Raw genomic sequence first — 24,087 nt, 5'->3', positions numbered from 1 at the left:
CCTTAATGTTTGAAGTGTCTGATGCCGGTGAATACCATGGCAATGCCGTATTCATCCGCTTTTTTGATGGAATCCTCATCACGGATCGATCCGCCTGGCTGAATGATGGCTGTAACGCCCGCTTTTGCCGCTTCTTCGACAGTATCTGGCATTGGGAAATATGCATCCGAACCGAGCGCGCTGCCCTTCGCTTTTTCCCCTGCTTGCTCGATGGCGATTTTTGCCGATCCGACACGGTTCATTTGGCCTGCTCCCACACCGACTGTCATGTTGTCCTTCGCGAGAACAATCGCATTTGATTTCACATGCTTCACGACTTTCCAAGCAAGCTTCAAGTCTTCCCACTCTTGCTCGTTCGGCTCTCTTTTTGTCGGAATGCTAATCTCAGCATCATCGAAGCCGTGCATATCTAAATCTTGAATCAGCAGCCCGCCTTGAACAGATGTCAGCTGTTTTTCCTTTTGAACAGCGACGGATACGTCAAGCGTCAGCAGACGGAGATTTTTCTTCGCAGTCAGGACGTCGAGCGCTTCTTGGCTGAATGAAGGCGCAATGATGATTTCTAAGAAAATGTTATGAAGCGCTTCGGCAGTTGCCTTGTCCACTTCACGGTTCAGCGCGATAATGCCGCCGAAGATAGATGTTTTATCCGCTTCAAACGCTCTGTCAAACGCTTCTGCGATCGTTTTTCCTGTTCCTACGCCGCACGGATTCATATGCTTCACAGCAACCGCAGCCGGCTCAGTGAATTCACGAACGATTTGAACTGCCGCATCCGCGTCTTTAATGTTGTTGTAAGAAAGCTCTTTTCCGTGAAGCTGTTCTGCTTGCGCAATGGAGCCTTTGACAGGAAGAGCTGTTTGATAGAAAGTTGCTTCCTGATGCGGGTTTTCTCCATAGCGAAGCGATTGTTTTTTCTCAAATGTCACAGTGAATTGCTCTGGTTCTTTTTCACCGACAACATTTGTCAGATAGTCAGCGATCAGTGTATCATATGCCGCAGTATGACGGAATACTTTTGCCGCGAGCTCGCGTTTTTTCTGAAGAGATACGCTGCCTTCTTCTTTGATTTGATTCAGCACTGGGCTGTAATCGGCCGGATCGACAATAACTGTGACATCCTGATGGTTCTTTGATGCCGCACGCAGCATGCCCGGTCCGCCGATGTCGATATTTTCGATCGCCTCTTCATACGTGACGTCTTCTTTAGAAATCGTTTCTTTAAATGGATAGAGGTTGACGACAACGAGGTCAATCGGCTGAATCCCGTGTTCATTGATCTGCGCCATATGCTCTTCATTGCCGCGAACCGCCAGAAGGCCGCCGTGAATATTCGGGTGAAGGGTTTTTAACCGGCCGTCCATAATTTCAGGGAAGCCTGTCACTTCCGAAATTCCGATCACATCCACACCGTTTTCTTGAAGAAGCTTTTTCGTTCCGCCTGTGGAGATGACTTCAACGCCAAGCTCTGTCAGTTCTTTTACGAAAGGAACGAGATTTGTTTTATCTGAAACACTGATTAACGCACGTTTAATGGTCATGCCTTTTCACCTCTGTTATTTAATCCTAATAGCTGTTTAATCACACTCGGATACCATTTATGCTCAAGCTTGTGAATCCGCTGTTCGATTGTTTCCAATGTATCATGTTCATCAATTTCGATTGCCTTTTGAGCGATGATCGGACCTGTATCCATTCCTTCATCGACATAATGTACGGTGATTCCGGCCACCTTCACACCCGCCCGGTATGCCTGTCCGACTGCGTCGATTCCAGGAAACGCCGGAAGAAGCGACGGGTGAATGTTAATGATTTTCCCTCCATATGCTTGAAGGAGCGTATCACCGATCAGCCTCATATAGCCGGCAAGAACAATCAATTCAACCTCGTGAAGACGAAGCTGTTCAATAATGGCTTGTTCAAATGCGGCCTTGTTTTCATAAGACTTGGGCTCAAATGCAAAGGATGGAATGCGGAATGCTTCCGCCCGTTCGATGACTTTCGCTTGCGGTTTGTCGCAAACGAGTAGCGCTGCTGACGCATCCCAGTTCTCCTCCTTCAAACGCGTAACGATGGCTTCGAAGTTTGAACCGTTTCCTGATGCAAATACCGCAAACTTTTTCATGAAAGTGCCGCACCGCCGAATGTGACGCCTTCACCTTTTTTCACGCGCCCGATTAAATAGGCTTTTTCGCCATGGCTTTCAAGCGTTCCGATCACATCTGTCAGATGCTCTTCTTTGACAGCCAAAACAAAACCGATACCCATATTAAAGACGTTGAACATGTCTTCTTCCTTCAGCTTGCCATACTCTTGCAAGAAAGAAAAAATTGGCGGGATCGGCCATGAGCCATGATCAATTTCCGCACTTAAGCCTTCCGGAAGCATACGCGGAATATTTTCAATAAATCCTCCGCCTGTCACGTGCGCCATGCCGTCGATTTTTCCGCTTTTGACCGCGGCAAGCACAGGCTTCACGTAAATCCTCGTCGGTTCAAGCAATTCCTCGCCAAGCGGGCGTTCAAACGGCTCATATGTTGTATCAAGGTCCAGCTCCGCATCATCCAGAAGCACTTTTCTGACAAGGGAAAAGCCGTTGCTGTGAAGGCCGCTGGAGCTGAGGCCGATCAACAGATGGCCCTCTTCGATGTTTTCTCCAGTCACGATTTCATCCTTTTCTGCCACTCCGACTGAGAAACCGGCTATATCGTATTCATCAGCTGTATAGAGCCCCGGCATTTCAGCCGTTTCACCGCCGACTAAGGCTGACCCTGACTGCTCACAGCCTTCCGCAACACCTTGTACAATCTGTTCAATTTTCACTGGGTCCGCTTTGCCGACCGCTAAATAATCGAGGAAAAACAGCGGCTCTGCACCTTGTGCCAGCACGTCGTTGACACACATTGCAACAGCATCCACGCCAATCGTGTCATGCTTATCCATGGAAAAAGCGAGCTTTAATTTTGTGCCGACACCGTCCGTTCCCGAAATGAGAACTGGTTTTTGATAAGAAAGCTCAGACAGGTCAAACATGCCGCCAAAACCGCCAAGGCTGCCCATAACGCCAAGCCGTTTCGTGCGCTCCACGTGTTTTTTCATTCGTTTTACAGCTTCATATCCGGCTTCGATGTCAACTCCTGCGTTTTTATATGCTTCAGACATCCTATTCACTCCTTTAAGGCGCTTTTCAAAATATTTCCCCGAACGAGGGCAGAAAGAGAAAGGCAGCCGAACTGCGCTGCCTTTATGTCATTTTTCAAGTTTTATTTGGTTAATACTGCTTCTTTCACATGAGGAAGCACTGTATCCTGGTAAATTTCAGTCGGATATTTTCCTGTAAAGCAAGCGAGACACTGTCCGCAATTCGAGTCATCGTATTTTCTGCCGATGCCTTTCAGCAGCCCTTCCACACTCAAAAATGAGAGGGTATCGGCTCCGATTTCCTGACGGATTTCTTCAACAGAATGCGAAGACGCGATTAATTCTTCATGTGTGGAAGTATCAATGCCGTAAAAGCACGGATGAGCGATCGGCGGTGAACTGATTTTCACATGCACCTCTGTCGCACCTGCTTCTCTAAGCATCGTCACAATCCGGCGGCTAGTTGTTCCGCGTACGATAGAGTCATCCACCATCACGACGCGTTTGCCTTCTACAACCCCGCGCACTGCAGACAGCTTCATTCTGACGCCTTGCTCACGCAGAGCCTGGGACGGCTGAATAAATGTTCTGCCGACATAGCGGTTTTTGATTAAGCCCAGCTCATACGGAATGCCTGTTGCCTCTGCATAGCCGATCGCCGCAGAAATACTGGAATCCGGAACCCCGGTTACGACGTCAGCTTCAACTGCGGATTCCTGAGCCAGCATTTTTCCAAGGTTTTTACGGGCACTGTGCACATTAATACCGTCAATATTGCTGTCTGGTCTGGAGAAATAAATGTACTCCATGCTGCAAATGGAACGGTTGATATTCATGGAAAAACGCTCTGATTTCATGCCTTCATCATTAATGATCAGCATTTCCCCCGGCTCTACCTCGCGAAGGTATGTTGCGCCGACGACGTCAAATGCGCATGTTTCTGATGCGACCACATAAGCGTCGCCCATCATGCCGATGGATAGCGGTCTCAGCCCGTTTGGATCAAGCGCGACAATCATTTCTGTTTCGGTCATGATCAGGAACGCGTAGGCGCCTTTCAGCATAGAAAGCGAGTTTTTAATTTGGTCCTTCAGCGTGAAATGTCCGCTTCTTTTGATCAGGTGAGCCAAAACCTCTGTATCCGAAGAGGTTTGAAAAATGCTCCCTTGATTTTCGAGCTGCTGCTTCAGCTGAGTGGCGTTGACAAGGTTTCCGTTATGAGCAAGCGCCAGGCTGCCGTTGTTTTGGGAACGGAAGAGGAGCGGCTGAACATTTTCGTATCCGCCGCCTCCAGCCGTTGCGTACCGAACGTGCCCGATAGCGCCTTTTCCCTTTACTTTGCTGAGTTCGCCATTTTGAAATACTTCAGTGATCAGCCCTTGGCCTTTGTGAGCCGTCAGCTTTTCACCATCAGTCGCTACGATGCCCGCACCCTCCTGTCCTCTGTGCTGAAGGCTGTGGAGACCGTAATACGTGATCTGCGGGGCTTCTTCATGTCCCCAAATCCCAAAAACGCCGCATTCTTCATTTAAGCCTTTGATTTCAGCAAGCATGGGATAGCTCCTTTCCATACGCGTTCAAGCTCTTTCGTTTGCGCATGAATCATTTGTTGTCCATCTTGGTTTTGAATCGCCAGAATTCCGTCAGCCGTTACCTCACCAATATGAACCGCATCTTTGACAGTTGCTTCAAACGCTTCTTGATGTTCTTTTTTCACTGAAACAACGAAGCGGGATTGAGATTCAGAGAATAATAATGCCGCTTCCCCTTCTACAGTCACATTAGCGCCAAGGTTTTCCGTCGTCATGACACTTTCCGCAATCGCTACGCCTAAGCCGCCTTCAGACACATCATGCGCAGATTGAACGAAGCCTTTTTTAATCGCGTCAAGCAGTGCTTTTTGACGAGACAGCTCTACATCAAGATCGATTTGCGGCGCTTTGCCGTAAATACGGCCTTCTGTCATTTTTTGCAGCTCGCTTCCGGCAAACTCTGGTTTTGTTTCACCGATCACATATACGAGATCTCCCGCTTGTTTGAAATGCTGTGTTGTAATGTGTGCTGTATCTTCAATTAAGCCAACCATGCCGATAACTGGTGTCGGATAGATCGCCGTGCCGTTTGATTCGTTATAAAGCGATACGTTACCGCCGATAACCGGTGTGCTGAGAACATTGCACGCTTCGCTTATGCCGTCTGCCGCTTTTTCGATCTGCCAGAAGATTTCCGGCTTCTCCGGGTTTCCGAAGTTAAGGTTATCTGTGACCGCAAGCGGTTCTGCGCCTGAGCAAATGATGTTGCGCGCTGCTTCAGCGACAGCAATTTTCCCGCCGACTTCAGGATCAAGATAGAGATAACGCGCGTTACAGTCTGTCGTCATCGCCAGCGCCTTTTTCGTTCCGCGGATTCTGAGAACACCAGCATCAGACCCAGGAGCGACAACTGTATTCGTGCGCACCATGTAGTCATACTGATCGTAAACCCACTCTTTACTCGCAATCGTCGGCTGCTGAAGAAGGGCCTTCAGCGTTTCATTCGCATCTTCAATTTGCGGAGCCGGAACGTCCGTTTCCAAAAACTCGCGATAATAAGCAGGCTCTTGAGAAGGCTTATGGTAAACCGGTGCTTCTTCTGCCAAGGCATCAACAGGCAGCTCGCACACAACCTCTCCTTTGTGTGTCAGGCGAAGCATTTTATCATCTGTCACATGTCCGACAGAAACCGCTTCAAGATCATACTTGTCAAAAATATCGATGATTTCCTGCTCACGTCCGCGCTCAATAACCAAAAGCATCCGTTCTTGTGATTCAGAAAGCATCATTTCATACGCGGTCATGCCTGTTTCTCGCTGAGGAATCAGGTCAAGGTTCATTTCAATGCCAGAACCGGCTTTACTTGCCATTTCTGCACTTGAGCTTGTTAAACCGGCAGCTCCCATATCCTGAATGCCGACTAAGGCGTCGCATTGGATGACTTCCAGACATGCTTCAAGCAAAAGCTTCTCCATAAACGGATCGCCGACTTGGACAGCAGAACGCTTTTCTTCAGACGAGTCTGACATTTCTTCAGAAGCAAACGTAGCGCCGTGGATGCCGTCACGCCCTGTTTTCGCTCCTACGTACATTACTGTGTTGCCGACACCCTTCGCCTGGCCTTTTTTGATGTCTTCATGGTTGATTAAACCGACGCACATGGCGTTGACGAGCGGATTTCCTTCATAGCTGCTGTCAAACTGCACTTCTCCGCCGACTGTCGGGATGCCGATACAGTTGCCGTATCCGGCGATACCCGCTACTACTTCTTCAAACAAGTACTTCACGCGGGGTGAAGTCAGTTCACCAAATCGAAGAGAGTTCAATACAGCGATTGGACGTGCACCCATTGAGAATACATCACGGATAATTCCGCCTACGCCAGTCGCAGCGCCTTGGTAAGGCTCGAGAGCTGATGGGTGGTTATGTGATTCAATTTTGAACACAACCGCTTGGTTATCACCGATATCAACGATTCCGGCGCCTTCTCCCGGCCCCTGCAGCACACGCTCGCCGCTTGTCGGGAATTTACGCAGAATCGGCTTTGAGTTTTTGTAGCTGCAATGCTCAGACCACATGACAGAAAAAATTCCGATTTCTGTGTAGTTCGGCAATCTTCCAAGAATGGATTCTATCAATGCAAACTCATCATCACTGACACCCATTTGCTGATACAGTTTCTCTTCTTTTATTTGTTCTTTACTTGGTTCAAGCAGTAGTGACATGAGTTTCCCTCCAATTTTTCACGATAGACTGGAACAATTTAAGACCGTCGGCGCTTCCAAGCAGTTCATCGACCGCGCGCTCAGGGTGAGGCATCATGCCTAATACATTGCCTTTCTCATTCACGACACCGGCAATGTCGCTGACACTTCCATTAATATTAGAGCCGTATGTGAAAGCAATTTGATTGTTTTCCTTTAATGAAGCAAGCGTCTCGTCATCACAGTAGAAATTCCCTTCACCGTGGGCAACCGGGATTGTAATCGATTGTCCCTTTTCGTAGGAAGCTGTGAATAATGTTTCGTCGTTCTGAACAATTAATTCAACCGGACGGCAAATGAACTTCAAATCTTTGTTGCGTCTCATTGCGCCTGGCAAAAGGCCAAGCTCCTGTAAAATCTGGAATCCGTTGCAGACGCCAAGAACAGGTTTTCCTTCAGCCGCTGCTTGTTTGACAGCTGGCATAATATTCGCAAATCGGGCGATAGCGCCGCATCTTAAGTAGTCGCCGTAAGAAAATCCTCCCGGAATTAACACGCCGTCGAAGCCGTCAAGGCTTGTTTCCTCATGCCAGACGTATTCCACTTCATGGCCGAGCTCATCCTTTACAGCATGATACATATCGATATCACAGTTGGAGCCGGGTAACACAATCACCGCAAATTTCACTGTGCGACTACCTCCTCAACCTCGTATCTGTAATCTTCAATCACTGTGTTCGCAAGAAGTTTTTCGCACATTTCTTTCACTAGCACGTCAAGATCACGGTCAGATTTTTCAATGGTAAGCTCCATGTATTTCCCGATGCGCACATCTTGAACTTCGTTATAAGTCATACTGTGCAAGGCATGCTGGACAGCGCTCCCTTGTGGATCTAGTACACTTTCTTTTAAGCTGACATAAACTTTTACTTTATACATGATGAATGCCTCCCAGTCTTTTGAAAATCTCTTCGTATGCGTCGGTTAAGCTTCCCAGATTGCGTCTGAATAAATCTTTATCCAGCTTTTCGTTCGTATCTTTATCCCACAAGCGGCATGTGTCAGGAGAAATTTCATCCGCCAAAAGCACTTGCCCTTCTGCATCTAAACCGAATTCAAGCTTGAAATCTATTAATCTGACATGACAATCGTCGAAGATGCTTTGAAGCTCTTCATTTACTGTTTTTGTAATGGACTTAATGGTTTCTACCTGCTCAGGAGTCGCCGCCTTCAAAAGCCAAATATGATCTTCTGTGATGAGCGGATCACCCAGCGCGTCATCCTTGTAGTAAAACTCGATAATCGGCTGTTCAAGTTCCGTGCCTTCTGGAATGCCGAGACGTTTGGACATGCTTCCTGCCACAACATTTCTGACGACGACTTCAAGCGGCACGATCGTTACCTTTTTAATGAGCTGTTCTGTTTCAGAAATGCGCTCGATAAAATGATTGTTAATGCCCTTTGCATGAAGATGTTTGAAAATCAAGCTTGAAATCTCGTTATTTAAGCGCCCTTTTCCGCTGATTTCTGCTTTTTTCTCGCCGTTAAAGGCAGTAGCGGAGTCTTTATACACGACATACAGCGTGTTATCGTCATCGGTTTTGTAGATCTTTTTTGCTTTTCCTTCGTATAAAAGTTCATTCTTCACAATATTCACGGAAGGCCTCCTAACCCGAATGTTGGGAATTTTCAAACTGCGGCGGCTTAGAAGAAGCCGCTAAAAGCTTCTTCTATGCTAAACCTAAACGTTCAAAGATCAGATCAACATTTTTCAGATGGTAATTGTAATCAAAGCAGTCAGCAATTTTTTCCGGAGAAAGACGTGACGTGATTTTCTCTTCCGCTTCCACAAGCTCGCGGAACGGCACTTGTTTTTCCCACGCTTCCATTGCTTTCGGCTGCACTGTATCATAGGCTTCTTCACGTGTAAGGCCTGTGTCAATCAAAGCAAGCAGCACACGCTGAGAATAGATAAGGCCGAGAGTGCGGTCCATGTTGCGCTTCATGTTTTCCGGGAAGATCGTTAAGTTCTTCACGATGTTGGAGAAGCGGTTCAGCATGTAGTTCAGCGCAATTGTCGCATCCGGAAGAATAATCCGTTCTGCTGAAGAGTGAGAAATATCGCGCTCATGCCATAATGGAACATTTTCGTAAGCTGTCATCATGTAGCCGCGGATCACGCGCGCCATGCCTGTCATGTTTTCAGAGCCAATCGGATTTCGTTTATGCGGCATTGCAGATGAACCCTTTTGCCCTTTCGCGAAAAATTCCTCAACTTCACGTGTTTCACTCTTTTGCAGTCCGCGGATTTCCACAGCAAATTTCTCGATGCTTGTCGCGATCAAAGCAAGTGTTGCCATATAGTCAGCATGGCGGTCACGCTGAAGGGTTTGAGTGGAAATCGGTGCTGCTTTCAATCCGAGCTTCTCACAGACATATTGTTCAACAAATGGATCAATGTTCGCATATGTGCCGACAGCGCCGGAAATCTTTCCAACCTCGATGCCTGCTTTCGCTTGTTTGAAGCGCTCAAGATTACGTTTCATTTCTTCATGCCAAAGCGCAAGTTTTAAGCCGAAAGTTGTAGGCTCAGCGTGTACGCCGTGCGTGCGCCCCATCATGACTGTGTATTTATGTTCTTTCGCTTTTTCTTTTATAATGTCAACAAATCTCTCAAGATCCTTGAGCAGAATATCGTTTGCCTGTTTTAATAAGTAGGAAAGGGCCGTATCAACAACGTCAGTTGACGTTAATCCGTAGTGCACCCATTTTCTTTCTTCGCCCAGTGATTCGGAAACGGCGCGTGTAAAAGCGACAACGTCATGGCGCGTGTCCTGTTCGATTTCTAAAATGCGGTTGATGTCAAATGACGCGTTCTCGCGCATCAGCTTTACGTCTTCTTTTGGAATGACGCCAAGCTCCGCCCACGCTTCACAGGCAAGAATCTCTACCTCCAGCCATGCTTGAAATCTGTTTTCATCCGTCCAAATCGCGGACATTTCAGGTCTTGAATAACGTTCGATCATTCTGCTTGTCCTCCGTCTCTATTCATCCATTTATTTGTGATCTCCTGAATCCATTCGTCTTCAGGCTGCTTCATAAATGTAATATGCCCCATTTTGCGGCCTTTTTTGATTTCATGTTTTCCGTATATATATAGCTTTGCCTCTTTTAAAAGCTCCGGGTCTTCCTCAACAAGCTTCACTTCATCGCCGAGAAGATTCACCATCATGCCCGGCTTCAGCAAATCTGTCTTCCCAAGCGGAAGCCCGCATACCGCTCTGATATGCTGTTCAAACTGGCTCGTCTCGCAAAGGTCCAGCGTATAATGCCCAGAATTGTGCGGTCTTGGCGCCAGTTCATTGACCAAAAGCTCTCCGTCCTCTGTCAGGAACATCTCAACTGCAAGCGGTCCGACAAGGTTAAGCTCATCTGCAAGCTTACCTGCGAGATCAGCAGCCTTCTGCTGAATCCCTTTCTCTACCCGTGCGGGCACGATGCTTTGGAAAAGAATATTGTTGTGGTGAATGTTTTCAGCTGTCGGAAATGTTGAAATTTCACCGTTTACCGATCTGACGACGATCACCGACAGTTCCATTTTAAAAGAAACCCAGCTTTCAAGAATGCAGGTTCCGTGTTCTAACAGAGCGGCTGCCTGCTCCATTTGCGCCGCTTCTTTTATCACAAATTGGCCTTTGCCGTCGTACCCGCCGCGGCATGTTTTCAGCACTGCCGGAAGCCCAAGCTCCTGTACCGCCTGTTTCAGTTCATCCTTTGTTTTGACGATGCTGTACGGTGCGACTTCACATCCCGCGGCTTGAATTGCTTTTTTCTCTGTTTCACGGTTTTGGGTAATGAGCAGCAGCTCACTTCCTTGCGGGAGATACGCATGATCTTTTAGCCAATGTAGCGCATCATAGTCGATGTTTTCAAACTCATATGTGATGATATCGCTGATTTCAGCCAATTTTCGAATCGCTTCACGGTCATTATAATGAGCGGTAATTTCGACATCCGCAACCTGCCCGCACGGCGAATCTTTCACCGGATCAACGACCGCGACTTTATACCCCATTTGTTTGGCGGACACAGCCATCATTTTCCCAAGCTGGCCGCCGCCGATAATGCCGATTACAGCTCCCGGATAGATGATTTGTTTAGACAAGCTGATCACTGCTTTCTAACACTGTCTGTTTTGTATTTTCTCTTCTCTCATCCAGCTTACGGGCAAGGTCTTCGTCAAAAGCTGACAAAATTTGCGCCGCTAACAGGCCTGCGTTCACAGCACCCGCTTTGCCGATGGATGTTGTCGCAACAGGCACGCCTCCAGGCATTTGGACGATGGAAAGAAGTGAATCCATTCCGTTCAGCGCCTTGGACTGAACCGGAACTCCAATGACTGGCAGTGTTGTTTTCGCAGCCGTCATCCCTGGCAGATGCGCCGCTCCTCCGGCACCGGCAATGATCACCTTGATGCCTCTTTCTCTAGCAGTTTCAGCATATTCAAACATGAAATCAGGCGTCCGGTGAGCGGAAACGACCTTTTTTTCGTACGGAACATTGAGTTCGTCAAGTATGTCGCATGCGTGTTTCATTGTCTCCCAATCGGAAGTGCTTCCCATGATGATTCCTACTAGCGGCTGCATTCTGTTCCCCACCTTCTAATGCTTTTGTTTTCAGAAAATAAAAAATACCCGCTCTGCATTGCACTTATGAGGAAGCAATACAAACCGGGCATGGTACATGTATCGTCAGTCGTTCGCTTCTGCGATATATCCATGTCAGTTTTATCGATCACTTTCCTGCATAGTCCGGCAATTTACGGTTGCCGGGTAGAAACTTATGGGCCATATTCCCAAGATTATATGAGGTCGTGTTTTGATTTCATGTTTATCTTAACAACGGACATGGATAATGTCAACGATATTATCGAACGATACAAAAATTCATTCTACTAATGTTCGTGTTTTAGATCAATTTCCCTTCAAATACGATTTTTTTCCCGCACGGAACGATCTGAATTGACCCATTTTCCTTTTTTTTCCATAAAAATAGGCTCTTCCATTCGCCTTACAGGCAGATATCCTTCTTCTTTCATTTGCTGAAGCACCGCATCAATCGTTTGCTGCTCTGTCACTTCAAACTTTTTCTTCTTCGGCTTTGCCATTATTCTTTAATTCTCCTCTTCTTCACCGCTTTGACCCAGAAGCCGCCGTGGATTGTTTTTGGTTCGTACGCAATAATAAAGGCTTTTGAATCAAGTGTTTTAATCGTATCATATAGCTGGAGTTCATATTTTCTCGGCGTCAGGATCTGAAGGGCTGTGCGGTCGCCTTCAAGCCCGCCTGCCACCCAATTTGTCACGCCGTAGCCTTTTTCACGGAGCTGCTTCGGAAGATCAAGATCGAGCTCCTTCGTAATCACATTGACCATAATATAGCCAAGCGCTAACTTTTCTTCTATTTTCATGCCGACAATTACGCCAAGACCGTAACCGAGCGCGTACGCGATCACATTTTGAATCTGGTCTAAGTTATCTAGCACCAGACTCAGCCCTGTCACATAAACCAGTATTTCAATCGTACTGATGCCGGCCGCTAAATAACGCTGTCCTTTCAGCGTTAAAATCATTCTTATCGTAAAAAATGACACATAGACAATATTAATAATGAGAATTATGAGAACCATGGCTATCCCATTTGATAAGATGGTTTGCATCATTTTATTCATCCCCCTACTCTTCAGCTTGCACAAAGCATTCATATTCTACTAGAGAAATGAGCCGTTTACAATCAGCTTCGCCCGTAAGCTTAAGCAAAATATTTCGACATGCTTTTATGCGTTGAACAGTAGTAGTTTACCCTCTTTCTCGCCTTTTCAAAATCAAAACAAAAAAGCCCGCTTTTCAGCAGACTCACCTCTTTATATCTATTGTCAGATCTCTTTTTTCATTTTCTGAAGGGACTTGTATTCTTTCTCAAGCTCACTCAGCGTGTAGTCAGCAAGCTGTTCCCCTCTTCCTTGATAAAATTCCGAGAGCAGTAATTTGGTTTTTAAAAATTGCTTCTTTTGTTTAATTGCTCGGCGAAGCACATCAGCCATGTCCATCATCCTCCTTAAACATAAAGGTTTTTGCGCTGGACGTTTTCAGCATTTTCCCCATCATACACGGGTTAATCCTACAAATCAACTATGTTTTTTAGATATATTTGTAAAAAGTGTGACATAAAAAAACCGGCTAGGATTAGCCGGTTTTTTCATTAAAGCGGAATCAGCGACGCCGTAAAATATTCAGAAATAAACGGCCAAGTCACTGCCGTAAACAGCAGCGCTATCGCAACCACTGCAAATACACAATAGATATAATCAATTGGTGCATCTTGTGCCGCCTGGTACACACGCTGTACATACAGCGCGATGATAAAAAAGATGGAAAACAAGATCAGCACCGTAAACAGTACTGTCAGCATTGGGATATTTACGATCGCAAAGATCAGCCAAAGGATTGAAACAGCAATTACCGGTACAAGCAATGAACCCAATACGGCAGCCGCTTCTCTGAACGTCACCTTCTGCTTCATCATATAGCGGGAGACAGCCCATATAGCAAAGACCATTACCGCGAAAAAGATCAGCAGATACACAAGAACAACTAAAAACCCGTCATAGAAAGCATGATGGCGTTCTCCGAAACCGAGCGGCCGATTCCAGCTTGCCTTTAACTGAAACCAATTCCCAATTGAAAAAATGATACTGAATATAAGCATTGAAATGAGACCGTACTTATAATGAGAAAAACCATCCGTTACGACAGTTTTCGCCGGTGATTTTAAAATCGAGAACGCAAAACCGCAATATCTGTTGATGGCTGCCCAAACAGACGCAAGCTTGTCTTTAACAGTTGATTCACCGCGTTCTTGGCGCGGTTTCTGCTTTTGTTTTTGCTTCTGCTTGCTTTGCCGGCTCGCCTTTCTGGACATTCTCGATAGCGGTTCTTCATCTGCATCTATTCTTTCACTCTGGTTAATTTCTTCTTCAAACGTTTCTTTTCTTTCTTCCGTCATGTCAGCAACTCCTATCAAAAAAATACGGCGGAATACCATTCAGCAAGAAAATAAAACACTTATATAAGGTACCGAAGCCTTCCTGAACAGTCAAGTCATTTCCATTTAAGTAAAGCATGGCGGCACATCTACATGACGGTATATCGTATGAAATGGTTTTATCTTTTGCAACAAAAAAACCAGCTGCCGGTGCAGCTGGTTTTTCAATTCTTATTTTAAGAAGATAAAGTACAGGATAAATACGATAAATAGCCCGTACATGATTGGGTGTACCTCTTTGGCTTTTCCTTTACACACCATCGTAATCGGATAGAAAATAAATCCGATGGCAATACCAGTCGCGATGCTGTACGTTAACGGCATCATGATCATGGTAAGGAAAGCAGGAACGGCCACTTCGAACTTATCCCAAGCGATTTTGCCAAGCGGCGCCACCATCAATGCACCAACGATAATAAGCGCCGGCGCTGTTACATTTGACGTAACGACTGATAGGAGCGGAGAGAAAAACGTAGCCAGTAAAAAGAGAATCCCTGTTACAATTGCGGCAAATCCTGACCGGGCACCCGCAGCGACACCTGAGCTTGATTCCACGTAAGAAGTTGTTGTAGACGTACCAAGCACGGCACCGATCACAATAGAAGATGAATCAGCTAAAAGCGCACGGCCCGCACGCGGCAATTTGTTTTCCTTCATTAAACCAGCTTGTGTTGCCACAGCAACAAGTGTACCAGCTGTATCAAAAAATCCGACAAACAAGAATGTTAAAATAACGATCAGCATTTGTACAGAGAAAATATCCGGGAGGTGAATCCACGCTTGTCCGAAAGTCGGCGCAAGGCTTGGCACACTGCCGATAATTTGAGTCGGAACCGGAACCAAACCGAAAATCATGCCGGCTACCGCTGTTAATAGCATCCCGATAAACACGCCTGCGTTCACCCGAAGCACCATTAAAATAACCGTGACAATCACACCGAAAATCGTTAATAGCACAGGACCGCTGTGAATGTTTCCGATCGTGACGAGCGTAGAAGGATTTGCAGTAATGATTCCTGAGCCTTGCAAACCAACGAATGTAATAAACAGGCCGATCCCCGCACCGACTGCCAATTTCAGCTCAGGCGGAATGGCGTTGATGATTTTTTCACGAAAACCTGTTAAAGAAAGAGCAACGAAAATAAGACCTGAAATAAAAACACCAGACAAAGCTGCCTGCCATGAAATGCCCATACCAAGGACAACAGAAAACGCAAAAAACGCGTTCAGCCCCATACCCGGCGCGATGGCAATCGGATATCTCGCTATTACTCCCATTAAGATACAGCCTGCTGCAGACGCCAGCGCTGTCGCCGTAAAGACCGCACCCTGGTCAATTCTCAGCGCCTCCGGAAAATCTTTCACGCTCTCCAAAGCAAGCGTAATCGGATTGACGAACAGAATATATGCCATAGATAAAAAAGTCGTTAATCCGCCAATGATTTCATTGCGATAGCTGGTGCCCAGCTCATCAAACTGAAAATACTTTTTCAAGCTATTTGACTCCCTTCACTCTTTGCTATTTATTCTGTCCTGAAATCGCCAAATAAAAAACGCCCCAATAATTTTGGGACGCTTGACTACAGACGGATTTCAGTTCGAATAAATAAACGTGTTTTATTTATATCAAACGAAAGAAATGTTTACGTAGTCAAGCCATTTACGGTAGCTTGGTAGAGACTTGCGAGCCATATTCCCGCGATTATACGAATTCATCTTATTTGATTTCTGTGTCTATTGTACCAAGTTCATTTTGAATTGACAATATAAACAACGAACATTACTTATTAAAAAAATTGGTTTATTCGTCTATTGACTAAATTGGTAACAATGATAAAAACCGTATGTATGGCAACATACGGCTTTTCAACTTATGATTATTTTTTTTCGGTCGGCTGACTCACCTGATGCACTGGTACAGTAAACGAGAATGGCTTTAGTTGAATCAGGTCATTTAAAACGCCGTTATCAATATACAGACCGTATTCATTAAACTCAAAATGCTTTAAAGACAGCTTATCATTATAATCATCATCCAGTTCAAAAGTAGATACCATTTCGGCTGTTTTCATATTTTTCACTTTAGCAATATTTCCTTTCAAATAATAACCTTCTTCATAATCACCTACTGGATCAGGCCAAGATTGCATTTTTTTTATATCACCAAGGCCAATCGTTTCACCGATATTCACTAATTTATTTTCGTCCACGCTTGAGGTATCAATTCCAGTGAAATGGTAATGAACCAATACTTTCTTTCCTTTTTGGTTAATGTTGTTGATTTCAATCCCTATGTTTTGATGGTTTGTTTCTGAAACATGAAATGGCATCTCTGCATTTAACGGGATAATTTCACTGCCCTCTGCCTCAGATTTAATATCAGCTATTAATGTTAGCTTTTTCGCTTTTGGATTAATTGGTGATTCTAACTGTGTTTGTCCTTTTGCTCTAACCGTTCTCTCGTTTACTTTTTTGCGGTCTCCAAGTTCGATGTTTGACGATGTCATCTCATATGTGTTTCCTAAATCATCTTTGACTTCGTTAATTTCAACCGTATCATGCTTTGCTATGCCTTGATAATCGATTGTAAATTGAAGGACAGATCCAAGTTTCCCGTTTTCCACTTGAATATTGGAAAATTGATAACGATTATGATAAGCCGATATAACTTTTGAGCTTTCTAAATAACCCGCATTCTTTTTGGTAATAGGCAGTTTGAATCTCCAATTTCCCTGTATTTCATTGATATGAGTAATTACAAAGGGCACGGTTTCCCCATTTTTTATTTCAGTACCATTTGTATAAATCCTTAATTGTCCTGCGTATTGCTTGTTATTTAATTTTTTAAGCATTAAGGAATCGTAGTTGATTGAAAAGTTGTCGCTATAACTCGTTTCGTCGACATCATACATGATCTCTTTTTCATCAGAGTGGAAGTTATCAACAGTGAAGTTATAAACAAGCTGTCCGGCATCGTAATAGGAGCTGTTTACAGAAACAGTGATTCCCCTGGAGTCTGCTTTTTCATTTAAAGCTGTGACCAAATTGCTTTTAAACAATGATAGACCAACTTTATCTTGAAAATCCTTATAAATTTGTCCGACAATGGGTATGCTCCCCATCGCTTTGTTTACAGAGGGAAGAAAAAGACCAGATGATAAATACAATATACATACCACAGCAGCAATAGCCATTCCATTTGTAATAGTTCGTGCCCATTTAAAACGGCGCCTTGTGTTACTTTCATTTTCAGCACGAACGACAGCTTGATGTATTGCCTTTTTGAGTGCTTTCTTTGGCACTGCTATGTCATCATACATCTGCTTCATTTGGTGTTTGTCCATTTGTTTTGATCCTCCTTTTCCAGCTCCTGTTTCAATGCTTTTCTCGCTCTATGTAAATGGGTTTTAATTGTGCCTTCTGCCATTCCTGTTTGTTCAGCTATCATTGAAATCGAATAATCTTGAAAATAATAGAGCTGAATCGTGAGCTGAACATGTTCATCAAGTGTATCAAGTGCATTTCGCAGGTCTATATATTCCTCAATATTACCTTGATCGATTCCAGTATCGTGATGTTTCTCGAACGGAACCAATTCTCCTTTCTTTTTATTCATGGCAAAAATGGAATTGATCAATATTCGAGTAAGCCACGTTAAAAAATACTTTGGCTCTTTTAGTTTTTCTATACTGATAAAAGCTTTATAAGCTGTTTCCTGTACAGCATCAAGTGCATCTTCTTTATTTCTTAAATAGAGATAAGCTGTTTTATATAAAGTCTCCTGATGTGCCAGCATAAGCTTTTCAAAGGCCCGAGCATTTCCTTTTCTCGCCTTTGTAATCAATCTTTCTTCCTTCACCTTATCCACCTCCTATGTTGTTAGATACGAAAACTGTCGAAACGGTTTCAAAAAGTTAACAAAAAAAACGCCCCTTTTGAAAGGGACGTTTTTCCTTTGTTATTTACTTATTCCCACTCAATCGTCGCAGGCGGCTTACTTGTAATATCGTACACCACGCGGTTAATGTGCTTCACTTCGTTTACGATACGTGTCGAAATGACTTCAAGCACATCCCACGGGATACGCGCCCAGTCAGATGTCATGCCGTCGATTGATGTAACGGCGCGGATTCCGATTGTGTAATCATATGTTCTTGCGTCACCCATAACACCAACGCTGCGGATGTCAGGTAGAACAGTGAAGTATTGCCAGATATCACGCTCTAACCCGTGATTTGCAACTTCTTCACGCAAGATTGCATCTGATTCACGAACGATTTCCAGTTTTTCTTCTGTTACTTCGCCAAGAACACGGATTCCGAGGCCCGGTCCTGGGAACGGCTGACGCCATACGATTTCATCCGGAATGCCGAGCTCTGTGCCAAGCGCGCGCACTTCGTCTTTGAAGAGCGTGTTTAACGGCTCGATCAGCTCAAACTGCATGTCTTCAGGAAGTCCGCCGACATTGTGGTGAGATTTGATCGTTTGCGCCGTTGCTGTACCGCTCTCGATGATATCTGTGTAAAGCGTACCTTGTGCAAGGTAGTCGATGCCTTTGAGCTTGTCCGCTTCATCATCAAACACGTAAATGAATTCATTACCGATGATTTTGCGTTTTTGTTCAGGATCAGAAACGCCTTTTAGTTTGTTTAAGAATCGATCTTTTGCGTCTACTTTAATCACATTCATGTTAAAGCCTTCGCTGAATGTTTTCATAACACCCTCAGCTTCGCCTTTACGGAGAAGACCATGGTCTACAAAGATACAAGTCAGCTGGTCGCCGATCGCTTTATGAATCAAAACAGCAACAACAGAGGAATCAACGCCGCCGCTTAGCGCGCAAAGAACCTGTTTGTCTCCGACCGTTTCACGGATTTTTTGCATTTCGATTTCGATAAAGTTCTCCATTGACCATTCGCCTTCGCATTCGCAAACACCGAATACAAAGTTTTTCAGAAGATCATTGCCGTATTCAGAGTGGCGCACTTCCGGGTGGAACTGAACGCCATACCATTTTTTGTCCGCTTTGCTCATTGCTGAGTTCGGGCAGTGATGGCTTGTCGCGTCAACAGTGAAGCCTTCAGGAACTTCTACAACCAAATCGCCGTGGCTCATCCAAACCACTTGTTCGTTTGGAAGATCTTTGAACAAATCAGGTGTGCCTTCGATGCGGATGTTTGCTTTTCCGTATTCACGCTGGCTTGCCGCTTCAACTTTACCGCCAAGGTAATGAGTCATCAGCTGCATGCCGTAGCAAATTCCCAAAACAGGAATATCAAGCTCGAAGATTTTCTCGTCACAGCGGAAAGAGTTTTCATCATACACACTGTTTGGACCGCCGGATAAAATAATTCCTTTTGGATTCATTTTTTTAATTTCTTCAGCCGTCAATGTATGTGGATGCAGCTCGCTGTAAACACCGAATTCACGGATACGGCGTGTAATCAGCTGGTTATACTGACTGCCGAAATCAAGGACAAGAATCATTTCATTCACTAACTTTGTCATGGTTGTCACCTAATCTCCTCTAAGTTTTTTGACACAGAAAAAAACGAGGACAGATATGAAGCTCGCTCCGCCCTCTTTGGCAAGGCCGTTTGCCGGAGTCAGGCCAACTCGCTCCCAGACTCCGATAATATTCACTAATTCTAACAACACGTCGATAAGTGGTCAAGACCATCTTCTTTTAATTAAATTTTCCCATAACTCTCTCGAATCATTCCATAGCGCCGAAGAATCTTCATTTCTGTAAAGCGCCCTTTCATAGCTTAATGTCAGCTTTGACATGTCTTCTATGTCGTATTTTTCATCGATTCGTTTTGCATAATCACGCAGCGTTTCACTGCCTCGTTTCGGCAGCCCTTTTCTCTTCAGTTGTTTCAGCAGCGCGTCATATGCCTCAAAAAACGCGTGCTGATCGCTGCGCCGCTTCAATTTCCTCACGGCGAAAACAGGAATCCATAACGAGCGGAAAACATACAGCAATACAGCTGCCACCAGGAGGACTGCAAGAACCGCAAGCGCTGCATACAAGCCCGCACCGGCATTGGTATGCGAAGCGGACGGCTTTTTAGAAACAGCTGGCTCCCGCTTTTCCTTTTGTTTTTCCTCTTTTTGCGGCTGTTTTTTCTCTTCTTTCTGTTTCTCTTTTGCTTTCTTCGGCGAGCTGCTGTTATCGCTGCCGGAGTCCTTTGCGTCAGAAGAAGTAAATTCAGCCGGATTTGTAAACCCTTTAGTCGGCTCAAATGTAACCCAGCCCTGTTCCGGGAAATACACCTCTACCCAGGAATGGGCATTGTTATTTGTCACTTCGTAGATGCTGCCATTTTTGTTTCCTGCTTCTTTGTATTCGCCGGACGTATAACCCTTTACCCAGCGGGCCGGAATCCCGGCCGAGCGCAAGAGCACCACCATGGCGGAAGAAAAGTTATCACAATAACCCATTTTCGTTTCAAAGAGAAATTGATCGACATAATCTTCATCATTCTTAGGAATGGTCACGTTTTCTGTTTCATATGTGAACGCATTTGACCCTAAATAGTCCTCAACCGCTTTCACCTTATCAAACATATTGTCGTGATCCTGAGTCAGTTTGACCGCAAGGGTTCTCACCCGCTCTGGCAGTGAATCTGGAAGCTGCATGTAGCGATCGCTGAATGTGTACTCCTCACTGTTTTTTCTCACTTTTACCTTTCTCAGTTCATCCAGCTTATAGACCGGGGAATTGTACGTTACAGTATAATTCCCCATATTTCTGATTTCACCGGCTTGTTCACTGATCGGAGAAATTTGCTCCGTGTTGCCGTTCATTTCAAGTGAGACAGCCTGCTTTGGCTGAATGGTTTCCGCACCAATCGGATACATCAGATGGTTATACCCGTAGTGCTTATCGATTTTTACACGGACGGTGCGGCGCTCTGTCGCAACCTTATGGTCAAACCACAGATTTTCAACTTTTCCATTGCTAAGCTGATACGACATGCCTGTGTCTGTTTCAATCCAGCCTTTTCCGGTATACGTGTCCTTCGTTTCCACACGGAAATACGTACGCTCTTTTCCCTGCCATGTAAAAACAGGTGTAGCATCCTGCTGGAACGGGCCGCCGAGTGATTCATCATGATTCCCGTATCCGATTTTGCTTTCCCCTGCAGACACGCGGTCTTGATGAGTGATTTTTTTAAGAAAAGGCACCGGATCAGGCCAGGCCGGCTCTGATTTTGGAGCGGCGAGTCCGAATCCCGTTGCAGCCAAAACCAATACAGATAAAGGAAGAAACCATTTCAGGACAGATGTTTTTGGCAGTGTGATTCTTTCCATCAGCTTAATGCGTTCCAAGTATAAAAGGCCCAGCATAAAGAAGCCGATCAGCACGATACGGATGACGGCAAAAGTGGCATCATATGGCGTAAAGGTATCAAGAATCGTAATATACGCTACTGTCATCAAAAAGAAAAACAAAATTCTTCTCTGGTAAATCACCCAATAATGCAGGAGATAGACCAGCAGCCACAGCAGCACAAAAAACAGCAGGGTCCGAAATGAAGGAATCATGTCATTCCATTGCCCAGATTGAATCAGCGTGATATTCAGATAGACATCCTGCAAAAAAGAGCTGACCCAGCTCAAGTCGAATATAGATCCTTGATAGAACAGGATGTGTATCGAGATCAATGTAAATATGACACAAAAAGGAACGGTGACAAACCACCTCATCCTGAAAAAAGTCAGCAGAAACGTCAAGCCGATAAAGACACTAAAAAAGCCTGTATGTTTCGTTTCAGTAAAACTGTCCAGCGGCCTGAGCCACTCCCACAGCAATAAAAAAGCCAGAAAATAAAATAACAGCAAGCTCAAACGGCTTCCCTTGTGATCATCGTGCGGCATGTGAACCAGTCACCTCTCTTTCTAAACAACACGCGAAACTCGCCCGCCCCTCATGACCCGAACTCTGATTTGGCGTTTCATCATGCGTTCAATCATGACATTTTCAGCTTGAGAGAGCTCAGCATCTTTCTCTTTTGCCAGTATCACCGTAACCCGGCCGCCTCCTATTTCTGCGAGGTGCAGCATATCTTCCGTTAAATGTCCCGTGACAACAACTTGATCAGCTTGGCGAACAGATGGCTTTCCCAGCTCTTCCCGTGCATGTCGGCTTATCGGGTCTGCCGCATCACAATGAGCGATGGCTAAATGCCGAAGCATGTGCTTAAAATGCTGATCCCCTTCCTGAATAGGGAAAATGTTTTTTTCCTTTCCGATGGAAGCCAAGCCAGCGCCAGCGCCGTTTTTTAAAACAGAATGAAGAATCGAAGCTGTCACTGAAACGACCTCTTCGAATGCTTCTGAGGAAAAACGGTCCATCAGCAGAAACAGATTTTTGCTGCGAGAAGGCTCAAATTCCTTCGTCATCAGCTGGCTCCGCCGTGCAGAGGTCTTCCAATCTAACGCAGCAAACCGGTCTCCGGGCTGATAATTCCGCACACTTGCTGCGACTGAGGAATGGTGCTGATGAATAGGAGAAGAACCGCTTACACCGTCTTCCTGATGCCTCTCATTCACCTGATAGGAAAAACGCTGAAAGAATGGATAAACAAACAGGGTATCATCCAGCTCAAAAAATGCTGTTTTTTCAATCAAGCCAAGAACATCCCCGGTTCGCACCCTGACAGAATGAAAGTGATGCTCTCCGCGCGGTACCCGAGCTAATTCATACGACATCGTCATGCTCCGTTTAAACCAAGGAAAAACGAGCCGTTTGGCCGCGGCTCCGTCTCGGTTGAAGGACTCAATTCCTTCTGGCAGGCAATCTTCAATTACCATATACATCAGCGGAAACGGCAGCTTTCTTCTCAGCGTAACAGTTACGCCCAGCCTGTCCCCCGCATGCAATTGTGTTCTATCCATTTGCCTTGAAGCCTGAAAAGAACGGAGCGGATACAAGGCCAGCAGCCCGGCATACAAGACAAAAGGGAGAAACGCGTAAAACAAAAACCAGCTGACAAAGCCGCCCTGAAACATCGCATAAGAAAAAACAGCAGCCGTCAATAAAGTTAATATAATCAGCTTCCAACCATATACGAGCCATTGCCATTTCTTATTCATCAGCGGACCGACGACCTTTGAACCGGCACCTTCACAGCTGACATGATCTCCCTTACGATCGCTTCTGCCTGAATCCCTTCAAATTTTGCCTCAGGATGAAGCATCATCCGGTGCGGCAGCGTGAAAGGAGCTAAATATTGAATATCATCCGGGATGACATAGTCGCGATGATGCAGCAGCGCGTATGCCTGTGCCGCTTTCATGAGGGCGATTGAGCCGCGCGGACTGACGCCTAATTGAACAGAAGGATGCTGTCTCGTTTTCTGCACGATTTCAACGATATATTCCTTAATGCTGTCATCAGCACGGACATTTTGCACTTCCCGCTGTAAACGGATGAAGTCTTCTTTTGCAATGACCGGCTCAAGCGTCTCAATCGGATGGCTTTTTTCCTGAAGAGATAAGACGTCAAGCTCTTCATTAAAGGACGGATAACCCATCCGAAGTTTGAATAAAAAACGGTCAAGCTGAGCTTCAGGCAAAGGATAGGTTCCTTCATATTCGACCGGGTTTTGCGTTGCCATCACAAAAAACGGAGCGGCAAGCTGCATCGTATGGCCATCTACCGTGACGCTTCCCTCTTCCATCGCTTCGAGCAAAGCCGACTGTGTCTTCGGAGAGGTACGGTTGATTTCATCGGCCAGCACGATATTTCCCATAATCGGGCCGGGACGATATTCAAATTCCATCGTTTTCGCATTATAGATAGATACCCCTGTTACATCAGATGGCAGCAAATCCGGAGTGAATTGGATTCTTTTGAAATCGGCGCCGATAGACTTTGCCAGCGCGCGGACCATCATCGTTTTTCCGACTCCGGGTACATCCTCAAGCAGCACATGCCCTTTGGCAAGAAGGGCTGCTAAGCTGAGTATGGCGATGTCTCGTTTTCCAACCATTACTCTATTAATATGTTCAACTGCTTTCCCCAGCAAAGGATGCAGGTCTTCTTGATATGCCATTATTGTCCTCCTAGTCATCTACAAAATTCATCATAATGTAACC

21 protein-coding genes, 1 pseudogene and 2 riboswitches are annotated in these 24,087 nt (G+C 45.4%); all 22 genes and pseudogenes read right to left on the bottom strand.

All coding sequences use genetic code 11. The annotated features are described in order from the left end of the window. Window positions 1-2 precede the first annotated feature (2 nt). The 22 genes and pseudogenes from purH to AC0OMA_RS03665 all read right to left on the bottom strand — a co-directional run bounded on the left by purH (window position 3) and on the right by AC0OMA_RS03665 (window position 24,044). Window positions 3-1,541 (bottom strand): bifunctional phosphoribosylaminoimidazolecarboxamide formyltransferase/IMP cyclohydrolase, encoded by a 1,539-nt coding sequence (purH, locus tag AC0OMA_RS03770; protein ID WP_474221920.1) that lies wholly within the window; start codon window positions 1,539-1,541, stop codon window positions 3-5. Further along, window positions 1,538-2,125: a phosphoribosylglycinamide formyltransferase gene (gene purN / locus AC0OMA_RS03765; RefSeq protein ID WP_474221919.1), complete on the bottom strand. Its 588-nt coding sequence runs from the start codon at window positions 2,123-2,125 to the stop codon at window positions 1,538-1,540. Before purN ends, purH begins: the two co-directional genes overlap by 4 nt. Beyond that, the gene (gene purM / locus AC0OMA_RS03760) at window positions 2,122-3,162 is read right to left on the bottom strand and encodes a phosphoribosylformylglycinamidine cyclo-ligase (RefSeq protein WP_003233945.1); all 1,041 of its coding nucleotides are present in this window, start codon (window positions 3,160-3,162) and stop codon (window positions 2,122-2,124) included. Before purM ends, purN begins: the two co-directional genes overlap by 4 nt. A 101-nt stretch (window positions 3,163-3,263) precedes the next feature. Then, window positions 3,264-4,694, bottom strand: coding sequence for an amidophosphoribosyltransferase (gene purF / locus AC0OMA_RS03755; RefSeq protein WP_003233947.1), 1,431 nt, complete (start codon window positions 4,692-4,694; stop codon window positions 3,264-3,266). Then, complete coding sequence (gene purL, locus AC0OMA_RS03750; RefSeq protein ID WP_049140793.1) at window positions 4,670-6,898, bottom strand: phosphoribosylformylglycinamidine synthase subunit PurL; 2,229 nt, start codon at window positions 6,896-6,898, stop codon at window positions 4,670-4,672. The genes purF and purL overlap by 25 nt, the downstream gene beginning before the upstream one ends. Further along, the gene (purQ, locus tag AC0OMA_RS03745; protein WP_014663062.1) at window positions 6,882-7,565 is read right to left on the bottom strand and encodes a phosphoribosylformylglycinamidine synthase subunit PurQ; all 684 of its coding nucleotides are present in this window, start codon (window positions 7,563-7,565) and stop codon (window positions 6,882-6,884) included. The genes purL and purQ overlap by 17 nt, the downstream gene beginning before the upstream one ends. After that, the gene (gene purS, locus AC0OMA_RS03740) at window positions 7,562-7,816 is read right to left on the bottom strand and encodes a phosphoribosylformylglycinamidine synthase subunit PurS (protein ID WP_003219409.1); all 255 of its coding nucleotides are present in this window, start codon (window positions 7,814-7,816) and stop codon (window positions 7,562-7,564) included. Before purS ends, purQ begins: the two co-directional genes overlap by 4 nt. Then, window positions 7,809-8,534 carry a phosphoribosylaminoimidazolesuccinocarboxamide synthase gene (gene purC, locus AC0OMA_RS03735; RefSeq protein WP_047182206.1) on the bottom strand — a complete coding sequence of 242 codons (726 nt, stop codon included), beginning with the start codon at window positions 8,532-8,534 and terminating at the stop codon, window positions 7,809-7,811. Before purC ends, purS begins: the two co-directional genes overlap by 8 nt. Window positions 8,535-8,607: 73 nt before the next feature. Next, on the bottom strand, window positions 8,608-9,903 hold the full coding sequence (gene purB / locus AC0OMA_RS03730) for an adenylosuccinate lyase (protein ID WP_474221918.1): 1,296 nt from the start codon (window positions 9,901-9,903) through the stop codon (window positions 8,608-8,610). Next, window positions 9,900-11,042: a 5-(carboxyamino)imidazole ribonucleotide synthase gene (gene purK, locus AC0OMA_RS03725; protein ID WP_047182205.1), complete on the bottom strand. Its 1,143-nt coding sequence runs from the start codon at window positions 11,040-11,042 to the stop codon at window positions 9,900-9,902. Before purK ends, purB begins: the two co-directional genes overlap by 4 nt. After that, window positions 11,035-11,523, bottom strand: coding sequence for a 5-(carboxyamino)imidazole ribonucleotide mutase (gene purE, locus AC0OMA_RS03720; RefSeq protein ID WP_003244134.1), 489 nt, complete (start codon window positions 11,521-11,523; stop codon window positions 11,035-11,037). The genes purK and purE overlap by 8 nt, the downstream gene beginning before the upstream one ends. A 141-nt stretch (window positions 11,524-11,664) precedes the next feature. Beyond that, a riboswitch (purine riboswitch) is annotated at window positions 11,665-11,766 on the bottom strand. 79 nt (window positions 11,767-11,845) lie between these two features. Further along, window positions 11,846-12,044: pseudogene (locus AC0OMA_RS03715) on the bottom strand (NETI motif-containing protein). After that, window positions 12,044-12,598: a DUF2179 domain-containing protein gene (locus AC0OMA_RS03710; RefSeq protein WP_015482896.1), complete on the bottom strand. Its 555-nt coding sequence runs from the start codon at window positions 12,596-12,598 to the stop codon at window positions 12,044-12,046. The pseudogene AC0OMA_RS03715 and the gene AC0OMA_RS03710 overlap by 1 nt, the downstream one beginning before the upstream one ends. Before the next feature lie 213 nt (window positions 12,599-12,811). Continuing rightward, on the bottom strand, window positions 12,812-12,979 hold the full coding sequence (locus AC0OMA_RS03705) for a Fur-regulated basic protein FbpA (RefSeq protein ID WP_015482895.1): 168 nt from the start codon (window positions 12,977-12,979) through the stop codon (window positions 12,812-12,814). Between the two features lie 158 nt (window positions 12,980-13,137). Then, window positions 13,138-13,941: a hypothetical protein gene (locus AC0OMA_RS03700; RefSeq protein ID WP_014479057.1), complete on the bottom strand. Its 804-nt coding sequence runs from the start codon at window positions 13,939-13,941 to the stop codon at window positions 13,138-13,140. Between the two features lie 210 nt (window positions 13,942-14,151). Further along, window positions 14,152-15,474 carry a hypoxanthine/guanine permease PbuG gene (gene pbuG, locus AC0OMA_RS03695; protein ID WP_181218470.1) on the bottom strand — a complete coding sequence of 441 codons (1,323 nt, stop codon included), beginning with the start codon at window positions 15,472-15,474 and terminating at the stop codon, window positions 14,152-14,154. 134 nt (window positions 15,475-15,608) lie between these two features. Next, window positions 15,609-15,710: riboswitch (purine riboswitch) on the bottom strand. A 147-nt stretch (window positions 15,711-15,857) separates the two neighbouring features. Next, complete coding sequence (locus AC0OMA_RS03690; protein WP_181218467.1) at window positions 15,858-17,324, bottom strand: DUF4179 domain-containing protein; 1,467 nt, start codon at window positions 17,322-17,324, stop codon at window positions 15,858-15,860. Continuing rightward, on the bottom strand, window positions 17,306-17,839 hold the full coding sequence (locus AC0OMA_RS03685) for a sigma-70 family RNA polymerase sigma factor (protein WP_015482893.1): 534 nt from the start codon (window positions 17,837-17,839) through the stop codon (window positions 17,306-17,308). Before AC0OMA_RS03685 ends, AC0OMA_RS03690 begins: the two co-directional genes overlap by 19 nt. Window positions 17,840-17,946: 107 nt before the next feature. Further along, a complete protein-coding gene (gene guaA / locus AC0OMA_RS03680) occupies window positions 17,947-19,488 on the bottom strand; it encodes a glutamine-hydrolyzing GMP synthase (protein WP_031315522.1) in 1,542 nt (513 codons plus the stop codon). A gap of 162 nt (window positions 19,489-19,650) precedes the next feature. After that, window positions 19,651-21,864, bottom strand: coding sequence for a DUF4129 domain-containing transglutaminase family protein (locus AC0OMA_RS03675; RefSeq protein ID WP_474221917.1), 2,214 nt, complete (start codon window positions 21,862-21,864; stop codon window positions 19,651-19,653). A 21-nt stretch (window positions 21,865-21,885) separates the two neighbouring features. Beyond that, window positions 21,886-23,082 carry a DUF58 domain-containing protein gene (locus tag AC0OMA_RS03670; RefSeq protein WP_474221916.1) on the bottom strand — a complete coding sequence of 399 codons (1,197 nt, stop codon included), beginning with the start codon at window positions 23,080-23,082 and terminating at the stop codon, window positions 21,886-21,888. After that, complete coding sequence (locus AC0OMA_RS03665; protein ID WP_041337788.1) at window positions 23,082-24,044, bottom strand: AAA family ATPase; 963 nt, start codon at window positions 24,042-24,044, stop codon at window positions 23,082-23,084. The genes AC0OMA_RS03670 and AC0OMA_RS03665 overlap by 1 nt, the downstream gene beginning before the upstream one ends. Window positions 24,045-24,087 lie beyond the last annotated feature (43 nt).

This window comes from Bacillus sp. AMCV2, assembly GCF_056033925.1.
The sequence above is the reverse complement of the archived record's forward strand: the minus strand, read 5'-3'. Positions and strand labels throughout refer to the sequence as shown.

Coding starts and splice junctions, on each gene's coding strand:
- purH (WP_474221920.1), bottom strand. CDS start 1,541: ATGACCATTAAACGTGCGTTAATCAGTGTTTCAGATAAAACAAATCTC.
- purN (WP_474221919.1), bottom strand. CDS start 2,125: ATGAAAAAGTTTGCGGTATTTGCATCAGGAAACGGTTCAAACTTCGAA.
- purM (WP_003233945.1), bottom strand. CDS start 3,162: ATGTCTGAAGCATATAAAAACGCAGGAGTTGACATCGAAGCCGGATAT.
- purF (WP_003233947.1), bottom strand. CDS start 4,694: ATGCTTGCTGAAATCAAAGGCTTAAATGAAGAATGCGGCGTTTTTGGG.
- purL (WP_049140793.1), bottom strand. CDS start 6,898: ATGTCACTACTGCTTGAACCAAGTAAAGAACAAATAAAAGAAGAGAAA.
- purS (WP_003219409.1), bottom strand. CDS start 7,816: ATGTATAAAGTAAAAGTTTATGTCAGCTTAAAAGAAAGTGTACTAGAT.
- purB (WP_474221918.1), bottom strand. CDS start 9,903: ATGATCGAACGTTATTCAAGACCTGAAATGTCCGCGATTTGGACGGAT.
- purE (WP_003244134.1), bottom strand. CDS start 11,523: ATGCAGCCGCTAGTAGGAATCATCATGGGAAGCACTTCCGATTGGGAG.
- AC0OMA_RS03710 (WP_015482896.1), bottom strand. CDS start 12,598: ATGATGCAAACCATCTTATCAAATGGGATAGCCATGGTTCTCATAATT.
- AC0OMA_RS03705 (WP_015482895.1), bottom strand. CDS start 12,979: ATGGCTGATGTGCTTCGCCGAGCAATTAAACAAAAGAAGCAATTTTTA.
- AC0OMA_RS03700 (WP_014479057.1), bottom strand. CDS start 13,941: ATGACGGAAGAAAGAAAAGAAACGTTTGAAGAAGAAATTAACCAGAGT.
- AC0OMA_RS03690 (WP_181218467.1), bottom strand. CDS start 17,324: ATGGACAAACACCAAATGAAGCAGATGTATGATGACATAGCAGTGCCA.
- guaA (WP_031315522.1), bottom strand. CDS start 19,488: ATGACAAAGTTAGTGAATGAAATGATTCTTGTCCTTGATTTCGGCAGT.
- AC0OMA_RS03675 (WP_474221917.1), bottom strand. CDS start 21,864: ATGCCGCACGATGATCACAAGGGAAGCCGTTTGAGCTTGCTGTTATTT.
- AC0OMA_RS03670 (WP_474221916.1), bottom strand. CDS start 23,082: ATGAATAAGAAATGGCAATGGCTCGTATATGGTTGGAAGCTGATTATA.
- AC0OMA_RS03665 (WP_041337788.1), bottom strand. CDS start 24,044: ATGGCATATCAAGAAGACCTGCATCCTTTGCTGGGGAAAGCAGTTGAA.